The 19,540-nt window shown below is 63.6% G+C and carries 16 protein-coding genes; 13 read left to right on the top strand and 3 right to left on the bottom strand.

The window, feature by feature from the left end:
• Window positions 1-60: 60 nt before the first annotated feature.
• Complete coding sequence (locus AC07SZ_RS11195; protein WP_056574226.1) at window positions 61-882, bottom strand: pyruvate, water dikinase regulatory protein; 822 nt, start codon at window positions 880-882, stop codon at window positions 61-63.
• Between the two features lie 403 nt (window positions 883-1,285).
• Here AC07SZ_RS11195 and hemE point away from each other — a divergent pair, with 403 nt between their 5' ends.
• From hemE to rho, 3 genes are all read left to right on the top strand, one after another.
• A complete protein-coding gene (gene hemE / locus AC07SZ_RS11190) occupies window positions 1,286-2,317 on the top strand; it encodes a uroporphyrinogen decarboxylase (protein ID WP_494914287.1) in 1,032 nt (343 codons plus the stop codon).
• Window positions 2,317-2,853, top strand: a complete 537-nt coding sequence (hemJ, locus tag AC07SZ_RS11185) for a protoporphyrinogen oxidase HemJ (RefSeq protein WP_494914286.1) — start codon at window positions 2,317-2,319, stop codon at window positions 2,851-2,853. Before hemE ends, hemJ begins: the two co-directional genes overlap by 1 nt.
• A 216-nt stretch (window positions 2,854-3,069) precedes the next feature.
• Window positions 3,070-4,335 carry a transcription termination factor Rho gene (gene rho, locus AC07SZ_RS11180; protein ID WP_081294988.1) on the top strand — a complete coding sequence of 422 codons (1,266 nt, stop codon included), beginning with the start codon at window positions 3,070-3,072 and terminating at the stop codon, window positions 4,333-4,335.
• Between the two features lie 76 nt (window positions 4,336-4,411).
• Here rho and AC07SZ_RS11175 read toward each other — a convergent pair whose 3' ends face one another.
• Window positions 4,412-6,430, bottom strand: a complete 2,019-nt coding sequence (locus AC07SZ_RS11175) for a thioredoxin domain-containing protein (protein ID WP_172371604.1) — start codon at window positions 6,428-6,430, stop codon at window positions 4,412-4,414.
• 65 nt (window positions 6,431-6,495) lie between these two features.
• Here AC07SZ_RS11175 and mnmE point away from each other — a divergent pair, with 65 nt between their 5' ends.
• From mnmE to AC07SZ_RS11140, 7 genes are all read left to right on the top strand, one after another.
• Window positions 6,496-7,827 carry a tRNA uridine-5-carboxymethylaminomethyl(34) synthesis GTPase MnmE gene (mnmE, locus tag AC07SZ_RS11170; protein WP_494914285.1) on the top strand — a complete coding sequence of 444 codons (1,332 nt, stop codon included), beginning with the start codon at window positions 6,496-6,498 and terminating at the stop codon, window positions 7,825-7,827.
• A 253-nt stretch (window positions 7,828-8,080) separates the two neighbouring features.
• On the top strand, window positions 8,081-9,970 hold the full coding sequence (gene mnmG, locus AC07SZ_RS11165) for a tRNA uridine-5-carboxymethylaminomethyl(34) synthesis enzyme MnmG (protein ID WP_494914284.1): 1,890 nt from the start codon (window positions 8,081-8,083) through the stop codon (window positions 9,968-9,970).
• Window positions 9,967-10,599: a 16S rRNA (guanine(527)-N(7))-methyltransferase RsmG gene (rsmG, locus tag AC07SZ_RS11160; RefSeq protein ID WP_494914283.1), complete on the top strand. Its 633-nt coding sequence runs from the start codon at window positions 9,967-9,969 to the stop codon at window positions 10,597-10,599. Before mnmG ends, rsmG begins: the two co-directional genes overlap by 4 nt.
• Window positions 10,600-10,653: 54 nt before the next feature.
• Entirely contained in the window at window positions 10,654-11,454 is an 801-nt protein-coding gene (locus AC07SZ_RS11155; protein ID WP_081689605.1) for a ParA family protein, read from the top strand.
• Window positions 11,455-11,519: 65 nt separating this feature from the next.
• Window positions 11,520-12,407 (top strand): ParB/RepB/Spo0J family partition protein, encoded by an 888-nt coding sequence (locus AC07SZ_RS11150; protein WP_494914282.1) that lies wholly within the window; start codon window positions 11,520-11,522, stop codon window positions 12,405-12,407.
• A 464-nt stretch (window positions 12,408-12,871) separates the two neighbouring features.
• Complete coding sequence (locus tag AC07SZ_RS11145) at window positions 12,872-13,498, top strand: DUF1326 domain-containing protein (protein ID WP_494914281.1); 627 nt, start codon at window positions 12,872-12,874, stop codon at window positions 13,496-13,498.
• A gap of 33 nt (window positions 13,499-13,531) precedes the next feature.
• Complete coding sequence (locus AC07SZ_RS11140; protein ID WP_494914280.1) at window positions 13,532-14,320, top strand: DUF2182 domain-containing protein; 789 nt, start codon at window positions 13,532-13,534, stop codon at window positions 14,318-14,320.
• A 27-nt stretch (window positions 14,321-14,347) separates the two neighbouring features.
• Here AC07SZ_RS11140 and holA read toward each other — a convergent pair whose 3' ends face one another.
• Window positions 14,348-15,391: a DNA polymerase III subunit delta gene (gene holA / locus AC07SZ_RS11135; protein WP_494914278.1), complete on the bottom strand. Its 1,044-nt coding sequence runs from the start codon at window positions 15,389-15,391 to the stop codon at window positions 14,348-14,350.
• Window positions 15,392-15,899: 508 nt separating this feature from the next.
• Here holA and AC07SZ_RS11130 point away from each other — a divergent pair.
• From AC07SZ_RS11130 to AC07SZ_RS11120, 3 genes are read left to right on the top strand one after another with little or no spacing between them, the layout of a single operon-like run.
• Window positions 15,900-17,132: a 3-methyl-2-oxobutanoate dehydrogenase (2-methylpropanoyl-transferring) subunit alpha gene (locus tag AC07SZ_RS11130; protein ID WP_172371614.1), complete on the top strand. Its 1,233-nt coding sequence runs from the start codon at window positions 15,900-15,902 to the stop codon at window positions 17,130-17,132.
• Window positions 17,133-17,135: 3 nt separating this feature from the next.
• Window positions 17,136-18,149 carry an alpha-ketoacid dehydrogenase subunit beta gene (locus AC07SZ_RS11125; RefSeq protein ID WP_172371616.1) on the top strand — a complete coding sequence of 338 codons (1,014 nt, stop codon included), beginning with the start codon at window positions 17,136-17,138 and terminating at the stop codon, window positions 18,147-18,149.
• A gap of 17 nt (window positions 18,150-18,166) precedes the next feature.
• Entirely contained in the window at window positions 18,167-19,498 is a 1,332-nt protein-coding gene (locus AC07SZ_RS11120; protein ID WP_494914276.1) for a dihydrolipoamide acetyltransferase family protein, read from the top strand.
• The last annotated feature ends 42 nt before the right edge of the window (window positions 19,499-19,540 follow it).

Here is a 19,540-nt window from a genome sequence, read left to right as displayed (position 1 = left end):
ATGGCGTGACCTTCGAGCTTCGCGACGGTGGATGCAAACAAACCCGCAGCCCGGCCCCAATTATCTGTTCTTCCCTCTCAGGGCAACGATCGCCGCGGCCGTTTCCTCGATCGAGCGGCGGCTGACATCGATCATCGGCCAGCCATGGCGGGTACAGATCTGTCGGGCATAGGCGAGCTCCTCGTTGATCGCCGCGCGGTCGACATAGTCGGTCGGCACGTAGGAGCTGCTGTTGCCGAGGATACGGTTCTGGCGGACATGCGAGATGCGCTCCGCGGTGGCGATCAGCCCGACGATCAGCGGTGTCTTGGCGGCGACCAGGCTTTCGGGCACCGGCACGCCAAGCACGATCGGTATGTTGGCGGTCTTGATGCCGCGATTGGCGAGATAGATGCTGGTCGGCGTCTTGGAGGTGCGCGAGATGCCGATCAGCACGACATCGGCATCATCCATGTTGAGCGGCAACTGGCCGTCATCATGGTCCATGGTGAAGTTGAGAGCGTCGATGCGGCGGAAATATTCGGCGTCGAGGACGTGCTGGGCGCCGACGCGCCGGCCGGCAGGCGTGCCCAGATAGGACTGGAAGACGGTGAGCACCGGCTCCAGCACGGAGACACAGGGCAGGCCCATGGTGGCGCAGCGCTCGTCGATGCCGCGCGCCAGCTTCTGGTCGACGACCGTATAGAGGATGATGCCCGGCTCCTCCTCTATGTCCTCGAACACCTTGGCCACCTGCTTTTCGGTGCGGATGAGCGGGTAGATGTGCTCGATGGCGCGCGCATCCTTGTATTGCGCGGAGGCCGCCCGCCCGGCGGCGAGCAGCGTTTCGCCGGTGGCATCGGAAATCAGATGCAGGTGAAAGAAGCTCTGGGGTTTGTTCACAGGGATCACCTGGGGCTGTGGGCGGATGTGGATAAGGTCGAATGGAAAGGCAGGGTCGTGGCGGGCGACTGTATCAGATGCGGGTTTGTCCACAATTCGATCCTCTGTCAGCTTCGCCGGGCGGCTGGGGACAAATCTGGGGACGGGCGCTTTTGCCTTCCCGCCATCCACAGGGCCGGTTTTTTGCGGGATGTTCCAAGGCTTTGACTCCAATGATAGATTCCGGACTGTCCCCAGAACCGTGCAGCCGGGAGAGAGAAGCGCGCGACAATATGCTTGCTGGCTTTTTGCCTGACGAAGCGGGACAGGTGACAACCACCACAACCAACAGACTCTTAGAATCAGAAGAATCTTAGATATAAGAATCTTTGATTATAGGAAGGCTGGGAGAGGCGAGCGTTCAATGCCCAAAAGCCGGATCATGCTGGACGTCCTGAAGGGCGAGGCAGTGTTTCCGCCTCCGCTCTGGATGATGCGTCAGGCCGGGCGCTATCTGCCTGAGTATCGTGAAACACGCAGGCGCGCCGGTTCGTTCCTCGACCTCTGCTACGATCCCGATCTCGCCGTCGAAGTGACGCTGCAGCCGATCGAGCGCTTCGGCTTCGATGCCTCGATCCTGTTCTCGGATATCCTTGTCGTTCCACATGCGCTTGGCCGCGACGTGCGCTTCGAAGAAGGGCGAGGACCGCTTTTGACGCCGATCTCGGTTGCCGAGATCATGGCTCTGGAAAGCGATGTGTTTCACGTGAATCTCGAACCGGTCTATGAGACGGTTCGCCGGTTGCGGGTAAAGCTGCCTGAAGAAACCACCCTGATCGGCTTCTGCGGCGCGCCGTGGACGGTGGCGACCTACATGATTGCCGGCCATGGAACCCCCGACCAGGCGCCGGCGCGGCTGTTCGCCTATCGCGAGCCGGCGGCGTTTCAACAGCTCCTGAAGGTGCTGGCCGATCATTCGGCGGCCTATCTGATCCGCCAGATCGAGGCCGGTGCCGACGTCGTGCAGATTTTCGATTCCTGGTCCGGCGTGCTCGACGATGCGTCGTTCGACCAGTTTTGCGTCTGGCCGGTGGCCGAGATCGTCAGGCAGGTTCGGGCGGTCCATCCCGATGTCCCGATCATCGGCTTTCCCAAGGGCGCCGGCGCCCGCTACCGGACCTATCGCCAGAAGACCGGCGTGACGGGGCTGGGGATCGACTGGACGGTGCCGCTGGCGGCGGCGAAGGATCTGCAGCGCTCGGGTGCGGTTCAGGGCAATCTCGATCCCTTGCGTCTCGTGGCAGGCGGCAAGGCGCTGTCCGATGGCGTCGAGACCATCCTGAAGGCGCTGGGTGACGGACCGCTGATCTTCAATCTAGGCCACGGCATCACGCCGGAGACACCGATCGCGCATGTCGAAGCAATGGTGAAACAGGTGAGGAGCGCGGTACGCTGATGGCCGAGATGAACAACACCAACAGCACCGGCCAGGCGATGATGCGCATGGTCATCAGCATCGGCGTACTGATTGTGCTGACGGCGCTTCTGTTTTTGGTCGCACCCGAAGGCTTCTACCCCTGGGCAAAGGCGATCCATATCCTCGCCGTCATCTCCTGGATGGCCGGCATGCTCTATCTGCCGCGGCTGTTCGTCTATCACGTCGATGCCGAGAAAGGTTCAGTGCAGTCGGAGACCTTCAAGGTGATGGAGCGGCGCCTGCTGCGCGGCATCATCAATCCGGCGATGATCGTTACCTGGGTGTTCGGGCTGTGGCTCGCCTGGAAAGTCTTTGGCTTCCAGGGCGGCTGGCTGCACGCCAAGATCGGCCTGGTGCTTCTGTTGTCCGGTGTCCATGGCTATCTGGCGGGCGCGGCGCGGAAATTCGCTGAGGATCGCAATGAAAAGTCCGCGAAGCACTGGCGGATGATCAACGAAATCCCCACATTGCTGATGATAGCAATCGTGATCCTGGTAGTCGTCAAGCCGTTCTGACGCAGGCCGCGCGAAAGCGGTCGCGGTTTTAGGTTACGACATGCCGCGCTCCAGGCCTTTTTCGGCCCGCAAAACGCGGCTTGCTCTTTCATCCGACCGACGATAAAAGACGGGTCTTCCTTCCCGTCATGCGCCGCCCCTCATTGTTTTCGGCCGCGCCCGGCATTTGTCGCATCCCGCCGATATTTTTTCCCAAAGCTCACCCAGAGTCCGTCTATGCAAGAAATGAAGCTTACCGAATTCAAGAACAAGAAACCGCCGGAGCTGATCGCTTACGCCGAATCGCTCGAGGTCGAGAATGCCAGCGTCATGCGCAAGCAGGAGCTGATGTTCGCGATCCTGAAGAAACTGGCCGCCCAGGACGTCGAGATCATCGGCGACGGCGTGGTCGAAGTGCTTCAGGACGGTTTCGGCTTCCTGCGCTCGGCCAACGCCAACTATCTGCCGGGTCCCGACGACATCTATATTTCGCCGTCGCAAATCCGTCGCTTTTCCTTGAAGACCGGCGATACGGTCGAAGGGCCGATCCGCAGCCCGAAAGAGGGCGAGCGCTATTTCGCGCTGCTCAAGGTCAACACCATCAATTTCGACGATCCCGAAAAGATCCGTCACAAGATCCACTTCGACAATCTGACGCCGCTCTATCCGACCTCGCGGCTGAAGATGGAGATGGAGGTTCCGACCTCCAAGGACATCTCGCCGCGCGTCATCGACCTGGTGGCGCCGCTCGGCAAGGGCCAGCGCGCCCTGATCGTCGCGCAGCCGCGCACCGGCAAGACGGTGCTGCTGCAGAACATCGCCCACTCGATCACCACCAATCACCCCGAATGCTATCTGATCGTGCTTTTGATCGATGAGCGACCGGAAGAAGTGACCGACATGCAGCGTTCGGTGAAGGGCGAGGTCGTGTCCTCGACCTTCGACGAGCCGGCGGTGCGCCACGTCCAGGTCGCCGAAATGGTGATCGAAAAGGCCAAGCGCCTGGTCGAACATGGCCGCGACGTCGTCATCCTGCTCGATTCCATCACCCGTCTCGGCCGCGCCTACAACACCGTGGTGCCGTCATCCGGCAAGGTGCTGACCGGCGGTGTCGACGCCAACGCGCTGCAGCGCCCGAAGCGCTTCTTCGGTGCGGCGCGTAACATCGAGGAAGGCGGCTCGCTGACCATCATCGCCACGGCGCTGATCGATACCGGCAGCCGCATGGACGAAGTCATCTTCGAAGAGTTCAAGGGCACCGGCAATTCGGAAATCGTGCTCGACCGCAAGGTCGCCGACAAGCGCATCTATCCGGCCATGGACATATTGAAGTCCGGCACCCGCAAGGAGGACCTGCTGGTTCCACGCTCCGACCTGCAGAAGATCTTCGTGCTGCGCCGCATCCTGGCGCCGATGGGAACCACCGACGCGATCGAGTTCCTCATCGACAAGTTGAAGCAGACCAAGACCAACGCCGATTTCTTCGATTCGATGAACACGTAAAGCGCTTACTCTCCCCCTTGTGGGGAGGGTCGATCCGCGCAGCGGAGCGGGGTGGGCCAGCGCCGGGGCCGGCGGTTCACTTTCGCCGCAACAACCGCTCCAGTTCCTCGGCATCCGTCACCGCCGGCAGGCAGACCTGGCCGGTGCAAAGCCAGGCGCCCGGCCTGTTGGTCGGCGGGAAGATGCCGCCGGGCAGCAGCGGTCGATTCGCTTCCGAACCAATCGTCGTAATGATGTCGACGCGGCGTGGGTCAGGGCATCGATTCGCTACCGGAACGAGCTTCGGATCTTCCAGCCTGTCCACGATGACCAGTTTCAGAGGCTCGATTGCAAGCGAACAGGCATTGACGATGCCCGCCTGGCCGTAAGCCTGATGCGCGGCACGGCCGGCCGCGTGCTCGGCGACCTGCCAGGCCTTTTCGTGCAGGTCGAGATCGCCAGTGACCGAGGCTAGCCGGACCAGCGCTTCGATGATCTGGCTGGTGGCTGACGAAATGGCCTCGTCGACATCGCCCCTGATGCGGATCGGCACGTCGGTGCTGTCCGAAGCGGTCAGGTAGTACCCCGTCCCCGTGGCGTCGGCGTGCCAGCGGTCGAGTTGTTCGACGAACCCGCTGGCCTGATCGACATAATCCCAATCGCCTGACGCTTCGAACAGCGAGATCGCGGCGTTGGCCATGGCGGCATAGTCGCTCGACAGAGCGGGGAAGAGCTTTCTCGGGCCGAGCATGGAATGCGGCAGGCGCTTGTCGTGGCTGGCCGCGACGATATGGGCAAAGGCCTTTGCCGCCACTTCGATCCAGTCGGGCCGGTTCAGCGAGCGGCCGGCCCCGGCGAGCGCGGCTATCATCTGGCCGTTCCAGTCGGTGAGGGTCTTTGCATCCAGGCCCGGCCTGACTCGCTCCTCCCGGGCGGCGAGAAGCCGCGCCTTGAGCGGGATCAATCGTTCCCGGTCGGCCACGCCCCGGGCTTGCTGGGCGCGGGTTTGGTGGACAATCGGCTTGCCTTCCCAGCCATGCGGGCTAGAGAGCGTGAAGTAATTGAAAAACAAAGAAGAATCGTCGCCGAGGACGGCTTCCACTTCCTCTCGGCTCCAGGTGTAGAAAAGACCTTCCTCACCATCACTGTCGGCGTCGAGGCTGGCGGCGAAAGCCCCGCCGTCAACGCGCATCTCGCGCATAAGCCACCCGACGGTCTCTTCGATTCGTATCCGGAACAAATCACTGCCGCTCGCGGCATAGGCCCAGTTGCAGAAGCGAATGAGCTCCGCATTGTCGTAGAGCATCTTCTCGAAATGCGGCACCAGCCATTCGGCATCGGTCGAGTAGCGGCTGAGCCCGCCGCCAATGTGATCATAAATGCCGCCGGCGAGCATCTGTTCGAGGCTGACGAGCACGTCGTCGCGATGCGTGGCGTTGCCATCGCGCAGCCAGGACAGCCATAGGGTGAGCATGAATGGCGCGTTGGGGAATTTCGGGGCGCCGCGCAGGCCGCCAAGGTCGCGGTCGATCATGCCGTCGATGCGGCCTGCGAGGTCGCTCAGCGTACCGCGGTCAAGGCTTTCCTTGGCGTGCGTGCCGGAGAGCCGCGCTTCGACATGGCTGGTCAGGCCGTCGGCGCTCTGGTTCAGGCTGGCGCGCTTTTCCCGCCAGGCCTTGTCGACCGCTTCCATCACCTGAGTGAATCCCGGGCGGCCATAGCGCGACTCGCGCGGGAAATAGGTGCCGCCCCAGAAGGGCTTGCCGTCGGGGGTCAGGAACATGGTCAGCGGCCAGCCGCCTTGTTCGCCCATCGAGGACAAGGCCGCCATATAGATCTGGTCGATGTCCGGGCGCTCCTCGCGGTCGACCTTGATATTGACGAACAGACGGTTCATGACGGCGGCGACCGCGTCATTCTCGAAGCTTTCATGGGCCATGACATGGCACCAGTGGCAGGCGGCATAGCCGACGGAAAGCAGGATCGGCTTGTCGAGGGCCTTGGCTTCCTCGAGCGAAGCCGGCGACCAGGCCCGCCAATGGACGGGATTGCCGCTGTGCTGCCGCAGATAGGGGCTGGCCTCGTCGGCAAGCAGGTTTTGCGCGGGCAATGTCACAATGGAACTCGGGCAACTCGGTTCAACGTGTCGCGAAAGCTAGGGCGGTTCAGCAGAGCGGGCAAATGATTTCAGGCGATTCCATTGTGGCGCTGTCCAGCGGCCGGCTTCCGGCTGGCGTTGCCGTGCTGCGTATTTCCGGTCCGCAGACTCGATTCGTTGTCGAAACGATTGCGGGAGGCACGGTTAAGGCCCGCGCGGCGGTACTGCGCAGGTTCAGGACAGCGGATGGATCGCTGCTGGACAGCGGGCTTGTCATCTTCTTTCCAGGCCCGGCCAGCTTTACCGGAGAGGACGTGGCGGAATTCCATGTCCATGGCGGACGTGCCGTCGTGGCCAGAATGCTGGAGACAATCGTCGCTTTTGATGGCGTCAGGCACGCGGAACCCGGCGAATTCACGCGTCGAGCCTTTCTCAACGGCAAGGTGGACCTGGTGGAGACCGAGGCGCTGGCGGATCTGGTCAATGCCGAGACCGAGGCGCAGCGCCGCTTTGCCATCCGGAATGCCGAGGGCGCTCAGAGCGCGCTTTATCTCGGCTGGCGTCGGCGGCTGATCCATGCGCGCGCCATGATCGAGGCCGAGATCGACTTCGCCGATGAGGACGATGTGCCGGGTTCCGTTTCGGATACGGTTTGGTCTGACGTGCGGGCGATGATCGCGGAAATCGATCGCCATGTCGCCGGATTTCGCACCGCCGAGATCATCCGCGACGGGTTCGAGGTGGTCATCCTCGGTGCGCCGAACGCCGGCAAGTCGAGTCTGTTCAACGCCTTGGCGCGGCGCGATGCAGCTATTGTAACGGATGAGCCGGGCACGACACGGGACCTGCTCGAGGTGCTGCTTGATCTCGACGGGATGCGCGTCAGGCTGACGGATACGGCCGGGCTGCGCGATGCGCCGGGCAAGGTGGAGGCGATCGGCATCGAAAAGGCGCTGGCCAAGGCGGATCGCGCTGATCTCTTGCTGTTGCTGGAAGACATTCTGTCTCCTGGGGATGTCGGCCCATTGCCGGGTGCCGCAGCTTTGCTTCGGGTTGGCACCAAGGTCGACCTGCTGGATGAGCAGGCGGCTCAGGAAGCCGCCAGCCGTTATGACCTCGTCATTTCAACCGTAAGGGGGACTGGCGTGGAAGCCTTGCTTGCTGAAATCGGTCGGCGCGCGGCGGAAGCGGTCGGAGATATCGGCGATGTTCTGCCATCGCGCCTGCGCCATGTCGAATTGCTCGGCGAAGCCAATCGTCATCTGCTTCGCGCCACCGATGACGGCGCCGAGGGCCAGGAGCTGCGCGCCGAGGAATTGCGGCTGGGGGCGGATCGCCTGGGCCGGATCGTCGGCGCCATCGATGTCGAGGATATGCTCGATGTGATCTTCGGGCAGTTCTGCATCGGGAAATGACTCACGTGAAACAATGAGTTGGAGACTGGCTCGGGTGCTCGCCGCTCAATGCGTGGGCATGACTCACGTGAAACACGTGAAACAGCTGCGACAGCTGTGACTCACGTGAAACATGGCGCTACGCTCACCCTCCTCACAAGGGGGAGGCTAGGTAATCCTTTGTTTCACGTGAAACTTGCAGCGAAGTTTTCTTGACAGGCTCGCCCCGCGGGGACATGTGTCCCTCAATCTTTTGAGTCCCGGGAAATTCGAAATGACCGATCACTATGATGTGGTTGTGGTGGGCGGCGGCCATGCGGGTTGCGAGGCGGCCAGCGCAGCCGCGCGCGCCGGGGCCAGGACCGCGCTGGTGACGCTGCGCTTCGATACGATCGGCGTCATGTCGTGCAATCCGGCGATCGGCGGCCTCGGCAAGGGCCATCTGGTGCGCGAGATCGACGCCATGGATGGCCTGATGGGCCGCGTGGCGGACGCGGCGGGCATCCAGTTCCGCCTGCTCAACCGGCGCAAGGGCCCGGCGGTCCGCGGACCCCGCACCCAGGCCGACAGGAAGCTCTATCGTCTTGCGATGCAAGAAGCGATTCGGCAGCAGAACGATCTCGACGTGGTCGAGGCCGAGGTTTTGGATTTCGAAATCGACAACGGCAAGATCGCCGCCGTCCTGCTGGGGGACGGCCGCCGTCTGGCATGCGGCGCCGTGGTGCTAACGACCGGCACCTTCCTGCGGGGGCTCATCCATATCGGCGATAAGAAGATTGTTGCCGGCCGTATGAACGAGCAGGCAAGCCTCGGCCTGTCGGCGACCATGGACCGGGCAGGGTTCCGGCTCGGCCGGCTGAAGACCGGGACGCCGCCACGGCTGGACGGAAAAACCATCGACTGGGCTTCGCTGGACCGCCAGGCGGCGGATGAAGATCCGGTTCCGTTCTCGCTGATGACCGACCGCATCGAGACACCGCAGATCGACTGCGGCATCACGCGCACGACGCCAGCCACACATGAACTGATCCGCGCCAACCTTGGCCGCTCCGCCATGTATTCCGGCTCCATCGAAGGCGTCGGCCCGCGCTATTGCCCGTCGATCGAAGACAAGATCGTCAAGTTCGGCGACCGGGACGGCCATCAGATCTTTCTCGAGCCGGAAGGGCTCGACGACGATACGGTCTATCCGAACGGGATTTCGACTTCGCTGCCCGAGGATGTGCAGCTCGATATCCTCAAGACCATTCCGGGGCTGGAGCGCGCGGTCATGCTGCAGCCCGGCTATGCCATTGAATATGATCATGTCGATCCGCGCGAACTGCATCAGACACTGGAGACCAAACGGGTTGCCGGACTGTTCCTGGCCGGGCAGATCAACGGCACGACGGGGTATGAGGAGGCCGCCGGCCAAGGCTTGCTTGCGGGGCTCAACGCGGCGAGGCGAGCGGCGGGCGGCGAGCAGATCGTGCTCAGCCGCACCGAGGCCTATATCGGTGTCATGGTCGATGACCTCACCAGCCGCGGCATCAGCGAGCCTTATCGGATGTTTACCTCGCGCGCCGAATTCCGCCTGTCGCTGCGAGCCGACAATGCCGATGAGCGGCTGACGCCGCTGGCGGAGAGGCTGGGGATCGCTTCGGCGCAACGGAGCCAACGCTATGGCGATGTGATGCAGCGTCTCGACGCGGCGCGGGCGTTGGCCAAGGCCCTGACCATGACGCCCAATGAGGCGGCGCGGCACGGGCTGGAGATCAATCGCGACGGCGTACGCCGGTCCGCTTATGAATTGCTGGCCTATCCCAGCGTCGACGTTGCCTGGCTGGCCAGGATAGAGCCGAAATTTGCCGCGATCGATGCAAAGACCGCCGAGCGCCTCGAAACGGAGGCGAAATATTCCGTCTATCTCGATCGCCAGAAGACGGATGTCGCGCAGATTCGCCATGAGGAGAGCCGACTGATCCCCGAGACGGTCGATTTCACAGCTGTTCCCGGGCTGTCGAACGAGCTGAAGCAGAAAATGCAGGCACGTCGGCCTCGTTCCATCGCGGATGCCCAGCGCATGGAGGGCATGACGCCGGCGGCGCTGGCGATCATCGTCGCCCATGTCCGCCACCATGAAAGCGCGCAAAGGCTCCAGGGCGACCAAAGGGACGTTGCGTGAGCTCTTTTTCCCTGGAGAGCCTGGAGGCCGCCGCCGGCCCGGTTTCACGTGAAACATTCGACCGCCTGGTGGCATTCGAACAGATGTTCCAGAAATGGAACCGCAGCATCAATCTCGTGGCGCAGTCGACCTCGGCCGATGTCTGGCAGCGCCATATATTGGACAGCGCACAGCTCGCCCGCATAGAACCCGGTGCCGTGCGTTGGGCCGACATCGGTTCCGGCGGTGGATTTCCTGGCCTTGTCATGGCTTTCCTGCTCGCCGAGCGCCCAGGGGCCAGCATCGATCTGGTGGAAAGCAACCGCAAAAAGGCTTCGTTCCTGCAGGCTGTCGTCGGCCAGTTCAACCTGCCGGCTCGGATCGTGGCGCGCCGCATTGAGGACAGCCATGCGCTTGTTGCGGCGCCGCAGATCGTCACGGCGCGGGCCCTGGCCTCGCTTTCGGTCCTTCTCGACCTGTCGGCGCCCTGGTTGACATCAGGCGCGCGCGGGCTGTTCCACAAAGGCCGGGATTATCGCGCGGAAGTGCAAGAAAGCGTTAACCGATGGTCCTTCGATCTGGTAGAACATCGCAGTGTGACGGACCCGCATGGCGTCATCCTTGAACTGTCAAATCTGCGACCTGTCTGATCTTCGACTTGTCGAGCTATCTGGCGACCCAAAATGAATTTCTGGCATAAACCCATGATGAAGAATGGCCCCCGAATCATCACCGTAGCCAACCAGAAGGGCGGTGTCGGCAAGACCACCACCGCCATCAACCTAGCCACCGCCTTGGCCGCAATCGGCGAAAAGGTTCTGATCGTCGATCTCGATCCGCAAGGCAATGCCAGCACCGGCCTCGGTATCGACCGCAAGGACCGGACCGTGTCATCCTACGATGTGCTGACGGGCGAGCTGGAGTTGGAAGCCGCGGCCATTCCGACAGCCGTGCCTGGCCTGTCCATCGTGCCGTCGACGCTCGATCTGCTCGGTATCGAGATGGAGATCGCCTCGGCGCCGGACCGGGTGCTGCGGCTGCGCAATGCCTTGCGTGCGGCCTCGGCGCGTTCGGCCGGGTTCGGCTATGTGCTGATCGACTGCCCGCCGTCGCTCAATCTGCTCACGCTCAACTCGATGGCGGCCGCCGATTCGGTGCTGGTGCCGCTGCAATGCGAGTTCTTCGCGCTCGAAGGCCTGAGCCAGCTGCTGGAGACTGTCGAGCAGGTGCGCCGTTCGATCAATCCGGACCTCACCATCCAGGGCATCGTGCTGACCATGTATGACGGCCGCAACAATCTGGCCAACCAGGTGGTCCAGGATGTGCGGCAGCACATGGGCGACAAGGTCTACGAGACGATCATCCCGCGCAATGTGCGGGTGTCCGAGGCGCCGTCCTATGGCAAGCCAGCGATCCTCTATGACCTCAAATGCTCGGGCAGCCAGGCCTATCTGCAACTGGCCTCGGAAGTGATCCGCCGCGAGCGTAAATTGCGCGCCGCTTGATTAGATCGGATGCATGATTAACAGCCGATTCGATACCGAAACGATCTGAAGAACCTGGAATAGAGATGAGCGAAGACCTTTCGAGGAAAAGACTGGGGCGTGGCCTGGCGGCACTGATCGGCGAGATCGATCGCCCGGCGGCACCGGAAAAGCCCGGCATGAGCGCGGACGGCAAGGTGCCGATCGAGTTCGTCAGCCCGAACCCGAAAAATCCGCGCCGGCACTTTGGCGACGCCGAACTGACCGATCTTGCCCAGTCGATCCGCGAGCACGGCGTGGTGCAGCCGGTGGTGGCGCGACCGTCGCCGACGCAGGCTGGCCGCTACGAGATCATCGCCGGCGAGCGCCGCTGGCGCGCCGCGCAGCGCGCCGGGCTGACCGAGATCCCGGTCATCATCAGGGATGTCAACGACCGTACGGCGCTGGAACTGGCGATCATCGAGAATGTGCAGCGCACCGACCTCAACGCGGTCGAGGAGGCGCTGGGTTACCAGCAGCTGATCGACGATCACGGCTACACCCAGGCCGACCTCGGCAATGTCATCGGCAAGAGCCGCAGCCATGTCGCCAACACGCTCAGGCTGCTGAAGTTGCCGGAGGTGATCCGCGACATGCTGGTCGACGGCGCGCTGTCGGCCGGCCACGCCCGCACGCTGGTGACGGCGGAGGATCCGGCCGGTCTCGCCAAGCGCATCGTCGAGGAAGGCCTTTCGGTGCGCCAGGCCGAGGCGCTGGCCCAGATGCCGGCCGGTCCGACGCCGTCCAAGCCGAAGCAGGCGCAAGCCGCGCCTGAAAAGGATACCGACACGCTGGCGCTGGAAAAGCTGATGACCGATACGCTCGGCATGATCGTGTCCATCGATCACAAGGGCAAGGGCGGCGAACTTCGCGTTTCCTACCGCTCGCTGGAGCAGCTCGATGAACTGTGCCGGAGATTGAGGCAGGAACGGTAATTAGCCGACGAATTTCTTTCGAAAAACAAGGGCGGGCTGCCAGGTCCGCCCTTGTTTTATGGCGCTGATGGTTGGGCAAAAGGCCGAAGCGTTGGTCTCCCCCCTCGGGGAAGATGGCGGGCAGTATGACCAGGTGTCGGCCTACATTCGCCGCAAGGAAGTCGCATCCAGTCGCACCGACCCCCTCTGTCGCCTTTGGCGACATCTCCCCCTCGAGGGGGAGATTATCCGTACTGCCGCGGCCTCGCGCTCTCCACCGCGAGTGGCAGCGCCTGTCGCAAGCCCAGCCACTCGCGGCTTGACAGTGCCGGGCAACGGAGTAGCCTGAATTAGATATGGCTTAATTATCTGCCCTAGCGTGCCGGTCAGTCGCGGCGAGGGCTATTTGCCATTCCTGCAAGTGTCCTGAAATGGCACCGCCTCGCCGAATATGCCGACGCGCCTGACGCAAGTGGGAGGTGCAAATGGCAGTCCGTTGGCAGTTGTCCGGAAGTTACTTCGAGAATTGTAGCTGCGACGTCGTGTGTCCTTGCCTGCTGTCCACCAACGCGCAGCTGACATCGAAGCCGACGAGAGGCGTTTGCGACGTCGGTTTGGTCTTCCATATCGATAAGGGCAATTACGGCGACGTTCGATTGGATGGGCTCAGCGTCGCGATGGTTGCTCACACGCCGGGTCCGATGGCAAACGGCAATTGGACGGCCGCCGCCTATATCGACGAACGGGCCGATGACCGGCAAACCGAGGCGCTGGGTGCCATCTTCACGGGTGCCGCGGGCGGCCCCATGGCGGTGTTGGCACCCATGATCGGCACGAATCTCGGTGCCAGGAAAGTGCCGATAGACTACCGGATAAACGGCAAGAAGCGGTCGGCGGAGATTGCCGGCGTCATGCGGTTGGCGGTCGAGCCGCTGCCGACAATGCGCGAGGACGGGCAGATGTGGGCGGCCACCGGCCATCCGGTCAATCCCGACTGGCTCGCCCTGGCGATGGGGGCCGAAGGCAGCACATTCGGCGACCATGGCATGAGCTGGGACAATTCCCGCCGAAACGGACATTACGCCCCGATCAATTGGTCCGGCCAGCAGTAGCTGTTGGCCGGATAGCATGGAACGGGCTCGTCCATGGCGCCGACGTTACAGCGATACGTCCTTCTCGCGCTGCTGATCGCAATCGCGGCGGCGGCGTGGGCCTTGCTTGTCTGGCAGCGGATGGGCATGGACGCGGACATGCGCATGGAAATGGGCTCACTCACCATGGGCATGAAGGCGCCGCTGTTTCTCGCCGTCTGGATGATCATGATGATTGCCATGATGTTTCCAACCGCCGCGCCCATGATCCTGACGTTTCACCAGGTCCAGGCCGGCAAACAGAGCCGGGGCGAGACCTTTGTCTCGAGCTGGGTGTTCGTAGCCGGGTACATGCTGGTTTGGGGCGTGATGGGTGCTGTCGCCTTTGCCGGTGCGGCGGGTGCGGAGATGCTTGCCGGGCGTGCGGGATTGTCGACGGCGGCGGCCGCGCGCATTGGCGGGGCGCTGCTGATGATCGCGGGCGCCTATCAACTCTCGCCCCTGAAAGATCTCTGCCTGGCCAAATGCCGTACGCCGATCGGCTTCATCCTGACCGCATGGCGCGATGGCCACTGGGGCGCGGTCCGCATGGGCCTGGAGCATGGGCTTTTCTGCCTGGGCTGCTGCTGGCTTTTGTTTCTGGCCCTCTTTCCCCTCGGGATCATGAACGTCGCCGCAATGGCCGTGGTCACCTTGCTGGTGTTTGCGGAAAAAACCCTCCCGTCAGGAGAGGGGATCGCAAAGCTGTCGGGTGTCGCCCTGCTGCTCTACGGCGCGGCTGTACTGGTCTTTCCGCAGGCGCTGCCCACCTTTCAGCCAGCGGGCGCCATGATGATGAATTGACCAATGGAAGCAGGGAGCAGCGTTCTCCTACCGCTGCCCCAGCCTCGCGCTCTCCACCGCAATCCCCAGCAGCGCCTGCCGTGCCAGCGCCACTGACAGATCCGGCCGCCGCCGCGTCTGCAGCACTGCCGTCTGCAGCCGCGTCAGCGCGCGGCTCAGCGCCTCGCTGCTCCAGCGCTCGAGCGCTTTTTCCACCAACTTGCGTCGCGAGAAGAAAACCGGCGGGCGCGCGCCGGCAACGACCGAGGCGGCGTTGCGGCCGGCAGAATCCATCTGGCCGCGCATGACCTGGATCTGCTGCATTTGCCGCATCGCCGAGGACAGTACCAGGAAAGGCGGGCCGCCGGACTGGCAGTGGCGGGTGAAGGCGGTGTCGAAATCGCCGACCTTGCCTTCGAGGAGCGCGTCGACCGCATCATCGAACGAAGCGCCGGACACGTCGCCCGACATCGCCCGCACCTCTTCCAGCCCGATCTCCTTCTGGCCGTGGGCATAAAGAACGAGCTTTTCGATCTCGCCGCGTGAAGCCAGCCGGTCGCCGCCGAGATTGCGGCGCAGTGCCTGGCGGGCCTCCAGCGTCATCGACATGCCGGCCTTGCGCAGCTCGTCATCGATGACCGTGTCGATATCCCTCGCCTCATCGGCGTAGCACGGCAACGCCATGGCGTTGTCCGCGCCCTCGACCACGGCGCGCAGCCCAACGCCCTTCTTGAGATCGCCGGCCTCGATCAGGATGATGGCATCGCGCGCGGGTTCCGCCGTCAGCGCCCTCACGTCCTCGGCCAGCGCCTTCTGGCCGGTGGCATTGCGCACCCAAAGCAGGCGCCGGTCGGAAAACATCGGCACGGTGCGGGCCTCGTCGAGCAGTCGGCCCTCGTCGCGGTCGACCTCGGAACCTTCGAGCCTCACCACGGAGAAGGGATCGTCGAGCGGCAGGCCGGTCTTCTCGGCAAAGACCTTCGCGCGCTCGGAAACAAGCCCGCGATCGGGGCCATAAAGCAGGACGATGGAGATGCGCGGATCCGGCTTCGCGAGCCACGAATCGACCTCGAAAGCTTTCTTCTGTGCCATGGAGGGTGGTTAGCACAGCGTGAGCGCCGGGTGAACGGCTTCCGGCTCGGGTTCCTCACCCTGACGAGAGTGTCGGATCGGGATGGGAGAAACGCGTGTTCGCTGACCTTGGGACCCTTCCTCTCCCCCGATCGGCGGAGGATAGGAAAACTGTCACCCACGCTATCGGTCCATTCTGTTACCTATCTATCCGGTTCGGACAGATCCAGGCCTGGCCAGCCCTCGGTTCTCACCTCCCGTCGGACACCCTCACGAGGGAAGAGCAGCGCAATTGTTGCCGCCCAATCGCCTTATCTGGCGGAAACCCCGAGCCAATCTTGCGCCAAATTGCGCGCCGCGATGAAACATCGACAAGAAATTTCGCGGACATATCTTCATCTTGTACTCGGGAGGCTGAAACGGCCGGCGTCGCCGGCCCGATGCGAAAGGCTTGCCCGACGAATTCGCTCTGGTCTGGCGGCGCGGATGTGCAAATATCGGCGCCAGGCAACATTGGAGGACAAAGGTCATGGCCGATGCTGGGATGTTGCGTTTCCATGTTCCGGAGCCGGAAGTGCGGCCGGGCGGCACGCCTGACTTTTCCAACGTGACCATCGCCAAGGCCGGCTCGGTGCCGCGCCCCGAGATCGACGTCGATCCGCGCACCATCCGCGACATGGCCTTTTCGATCATCCGCGTGCTGAACCGCAATGGCGAAGCCGTCGGCCCGTGGGCCGGGCTGCTTTCCAACGACGAGTTGCTGGAAGGCCTGCGTCACATGATGACGCTGCGGACCTTCGATGCGCGCATGCAGATGGCGCAGCGCCAGGGCAAGACCTCCTTCTACATGCAGCATCTGGGCGAGGAGGCTGTGAGTTGCGCATTCCGCAAGGCGCTCGCGCCGGGCGACATGAATTTCCCGACCTATCGCCAGGCCGGCCTGCTCATCGCCGACGGCTATCCGATGGTCACCATGATGAACCAGATCTATTCCAACGAGGCCGATCCGCTGAAGGGCCGGCAGCTGCCGGTCATGTATTCCTCGAAGGAGCACGGCTTCTTCTCGATCTCCGGCAATCTGGCGACGCAGTATATCCAGGCGGTCGGCTGGGCGATGGCTTCCGCGATCTCGAACGATTCGAAGATCGCCGCGGCCTGGATCGGCGACGGTTCGACGGCGGAATCCGATTTTCATTCGGCCCTGGTGTTCGCCTCCACCTACAAGGCGCCGGTGATACTCAACGTCGTCAACAACCAATGGGCGATCTCGACCTTTCAAGGCATCGCACGCGGCGGCTCCGGCACGTTCGCGGCGCGCGGCCTCGGCTTCGGCATCCCGTCGCTGCGCGTCGACGGCAATGATTATCTCGCCGTGCACGCGGTGGCCAAATGGGCGGCGGAGCGCGCGCGCAGGAATCTCGGACCGACGCTGGTCGAATACGTCACCTACCGCGCCGGCGCGCATTCCAGCTCGGACGATCCTTCGGCCTACCGGCCGAAGACCGAATCCGACGCCTGGCCGCTCGGCGACCCGATCGTGCGGCTGAAGAACCACCTGATCGGGCTCGGCGTCTGGTCGGACGAGCGGCACGCGCAGGCCGAGGCCGAGATCCTCGACACGGTGATCGCGGCGCAGAAGGAGGCCGAAAGCCACGGCACGCTGCATGCAGGCGGCAAGCCGTCGACCCGCGACATGTTCGAGGGCCTCTATGCCGAGATGCCGCCGCATCTCAGGCGCCAGCGCCAGCAGGCGGGAGTCTGAGCCATGCCGAGACGGACCATGATCGAGGCCATCCGCGACGCCATGGATGTGTCGATGGGACGCGACGAGAAGGTCGTCGTGTTCGGCGAGGATGTCGGCTTTTTCGGCGGCGTCTTCCGCTGCACGCAGGGTCTGCAGGCCAAATACGGCAAGAGCCGCTGCTTCGACGCGCCGATCAACGAATCCGGCATAGTCGGCTCGGCCATCGGCATGGCTGCGTACGGTCTCAAACCCTGCGTGGAAATTCAGTTTGCCGACTACATGTATCCGGCCTACGACCAGCTGACCCAGGAAGCGGCCCGGCTGCGCTACCGCTCGAACGGCGATTTCACCTGCCCGATCGTGGTGCGCATGCCGACCGGCGGCGGCATCTTCGGCGGCCAGACGCACAGCCAGAGCCCCGAGGCCCTGTTCACCCATGTGTCGGGGCTGAAGACGGTGGTGCCGTCCAACCCGCATGATGCCAAGGGGCTGCTGATCGCGGCGATCGAGGATCCCGATCCGGTGATCTTCCTCGAGCCGAAACGGCTCTACAACGGTCCCTTCGACGGCCATCACGACCGGCCGGTGACGCCGTGGTCGAAACACGAACTCGGCGAGGTCGCCGATGGCCACTACACCGTGCCGCTCGGCAAGGCGGCGATCCGCAGGGCCGGCTCGGCCATCACCGTGCTCGCCTACGGCACCATGGTCTATGTCGCGCAAGCCGCGGCCGAGGAGACCGGCATCGATGCCGAGATCATCGATCTGAGGACGCTGTTGCCGCTCGACCTCGACACGATAGTCGCCTCGGTGAAGAAGACCGGGCGCTGCGTCGTCGTGCATGAGGCGACGCTGACCTCAGGCTTTGGCGCCGAGCTTTCGGCGCTCGTCCAGGAAAACTGCTTCTATCATCTGGAGGCGCCGGTGGCGCGGGTCGCCGGCTGGGACACGCCCTATCCGCACGCGCAGGAATGGGACTATTTCCCCGGTCCCGCCCGGGTCGGCCGCGCTCTCATCGAAACCTTGGAAGCCTAAAGTGGGAGAGGCCTGACATGGGCGAACACATCATCAAGCTGCCCGATGTCGGCGAGGGCGTCGCCGAGGCCGAGCTGGTCGAGTGGCACGTCAAGGTCGGCGATATCGTGCGCGAGGACACCGTGCTTGCCGCCGTGATGACCGACAAGGCCACGGTCGAAATCCCTTCGCCGGTCGATGGCGAGATCCTGTGGCTGGGCGCCGAGATCGGCGACACGGTGGCGATCGGCTCGCCGATCGTGCGGCTGAAAGTTGCGGGCGAGGGCAATGTAACGCCTAAGGGTGGCGCCAAGGCCGAGGCGGCGGTGGCCGAGCCACCGGTGAAGCTTCCGACGCCGAAGCCCGAGAGCGCGGCGCCGGACGCGAAGACCAAGCCAAAGGCCAGCAGCCCGGAGGCGAAACCCGCGCCGGCCATTTCGAAAAGTGTCGGGCGCACGTCCGTTGCCGGCGCCCCGCGCCCGGAGGGCGAAAAACCGCTGGCGTCGCCGGCCGTGCGCCTGCGCGCGAAAGAGGCGGGCATCGACCTCAGGCAGGTCGCGGGAAGCGGCCCGGCCGGCCGCATCGGCCACGAGGATATCGAGGCCTTCCTGGCGCGCGGGCCGCAGGTCGCCAAGGCATCGGGCCTCGCCCGCAACGACACAGTCGAGGACATCAAGGTGGTCGGACTGCGGCGCAAGATCGCCGAGAAGATGACGCTGTCCAAATCGCGCATCCCGCACATCACCTATGTCGAGGAAATCGACGTCACCGCGCTGGAGGAATTGCGCGCCGCGCTCAACAAGGAGAAGCGCGCCGCCAGGGGTGGGGTGGAGAGGCCGAAGCTGACGCTGCTGCCATTCCTGATGCGGGCGATGGTCAAGGCGATATCAGACCAGCCCAACCTCAATTCCCTGTTCGACGACGAAGCCGGCATCATCCACCAGCATGGCGGCATCCATATCGGCATCGCCGCGCAGACGCCGTCGGGGCTGGTGGTGCCTGTCGTCAAGCATGTCGAGGCGCGCGACATCTGGGATTGCGGCGCCGAGGTCAACAGGCTGGCCGAGGCGGCCAAGTCCGGCACGGCGACCCGCGAGGAGTTGTCGGGCTCGACCATCACCATCACCTCGCTCGGCGCGATGGGCGGCGTGGCGACGACCCCGGTCATAAACCATCCGGAAGTGGCGATCATCGGCGTCAACAAGATGATGGTGCGGCCGGTGTGGGACGGCACGCAGTTCATCCCGCGCAAGATGATGAACCTGTCGTCGAGCTTCGACCACCGGGTCATCGACGGCTGGGATGCGGCGGTGTTCATCCAGCGCATCAAGGCGCTGCTGGAAACACCGGCGCTGATTTTCGTGGATTGAGGGCGATGAGTTGATCGAAACGGTTCAGAAGGCGCCAGCGTC

The organism is Mesorhizobium sp. GW821-FHT07A06 (genome assembly GCF_059419085.1).
Note: the sequence above shows the minus strand (reverse complement) of the source record. Positions and strands in the feature narration are given on the sequence as shown.

Bases quoted from the DNA above. Each gene is read 5' to 3' on its own strand.
- hemE (WP_494914287.1), top strand. From the start codon at position 1,286: ATGCCCAAAAGCCGGATCATGCTGGACGTCCTGAAGGGCGAGGCAGTG.
- hemJ (WP_494914286.1), top strand. From the start codon at position 2,317: ATGGCCGAGATGAACAACACCAACAGCACCGGCCAGGCGATGATGCGC.
- rho (WP_081294988.1), top strand. From the start codon at position 3,070: ATGCAAGAAATGAAGCTTACCGAATTCAAGAACAAGAAACCGCCGGAG.
- mnmE (WP_494914285.1), top strand. From the start codon at position 6,496: ATGATTTCAGGCGATTCCATTGTGGCGCTGTCCAGCGGCCGGCTTCCG.
- mnmG (WP_494914284.1), top strand. From the start codon at position 8,081: ATGACCGATCACTATGATGTGGTTGTGGTGGGCGGCGGCCATGCGGGT.
- AC07SZ_RS11155 (WP_081689605.1), top strand. From the start codon at position 10,654: ATGATGAAGAATGGCCCCCGAATCATCACCGTAGCCAACCAGAAGGGC.
- AC07SZ_RS11150 (WP_494914282.1), top strand. From the start codon at position 11,520: ATGAGCGAAGACCTTTCGAGGAAAAGACTGGGGCGTGGCCTGGCGGCA.
- AC07SZ_RS11145 (WP_494914281.1), top strand. From the start codon at position 12,872: ATGGCAGTCCGTTGGCAGTTGTCCGGAAGTTACTTCGAGAATTGTAGC.
- AC07SZ_RS11140 (WP_494914280.1), top strand. From the start codon at position 13,532: ATGGCGCCGACGTTACAGCGATACGTCCTTCTCGCGCTGCTGATCGCA.
- holA (WP_494914278.1), bottom strand. From the start codon at position 15,391: ATGGCACAGAAGAAAGCTTTCGAGGTCGATTCGTGGCTCGCGAAGCCG.
- AC07SZ_RS11130 (WP_172371614.1), top strand. From the start codon at position 15,900: ATGGCCGATGCTGGGATGTTGCGTTTCCATGTTCCGGAGCCGGAAGTG.
- AC07SZ_RS11125 (WP_172371616.1), top strand. From the start codon at position 17,136: ATGCCGAGACGGACCATGATCGAGGCCATCCGCGACGCCATGGATGTG.
- AC07SZ_RS11120 (WP_494914276.1), top strand. From the start codon at position 18,167: ATGGGCGAACACATCATCAAGCTGCCCGATGTCGGCGAGGGCGTCGCC.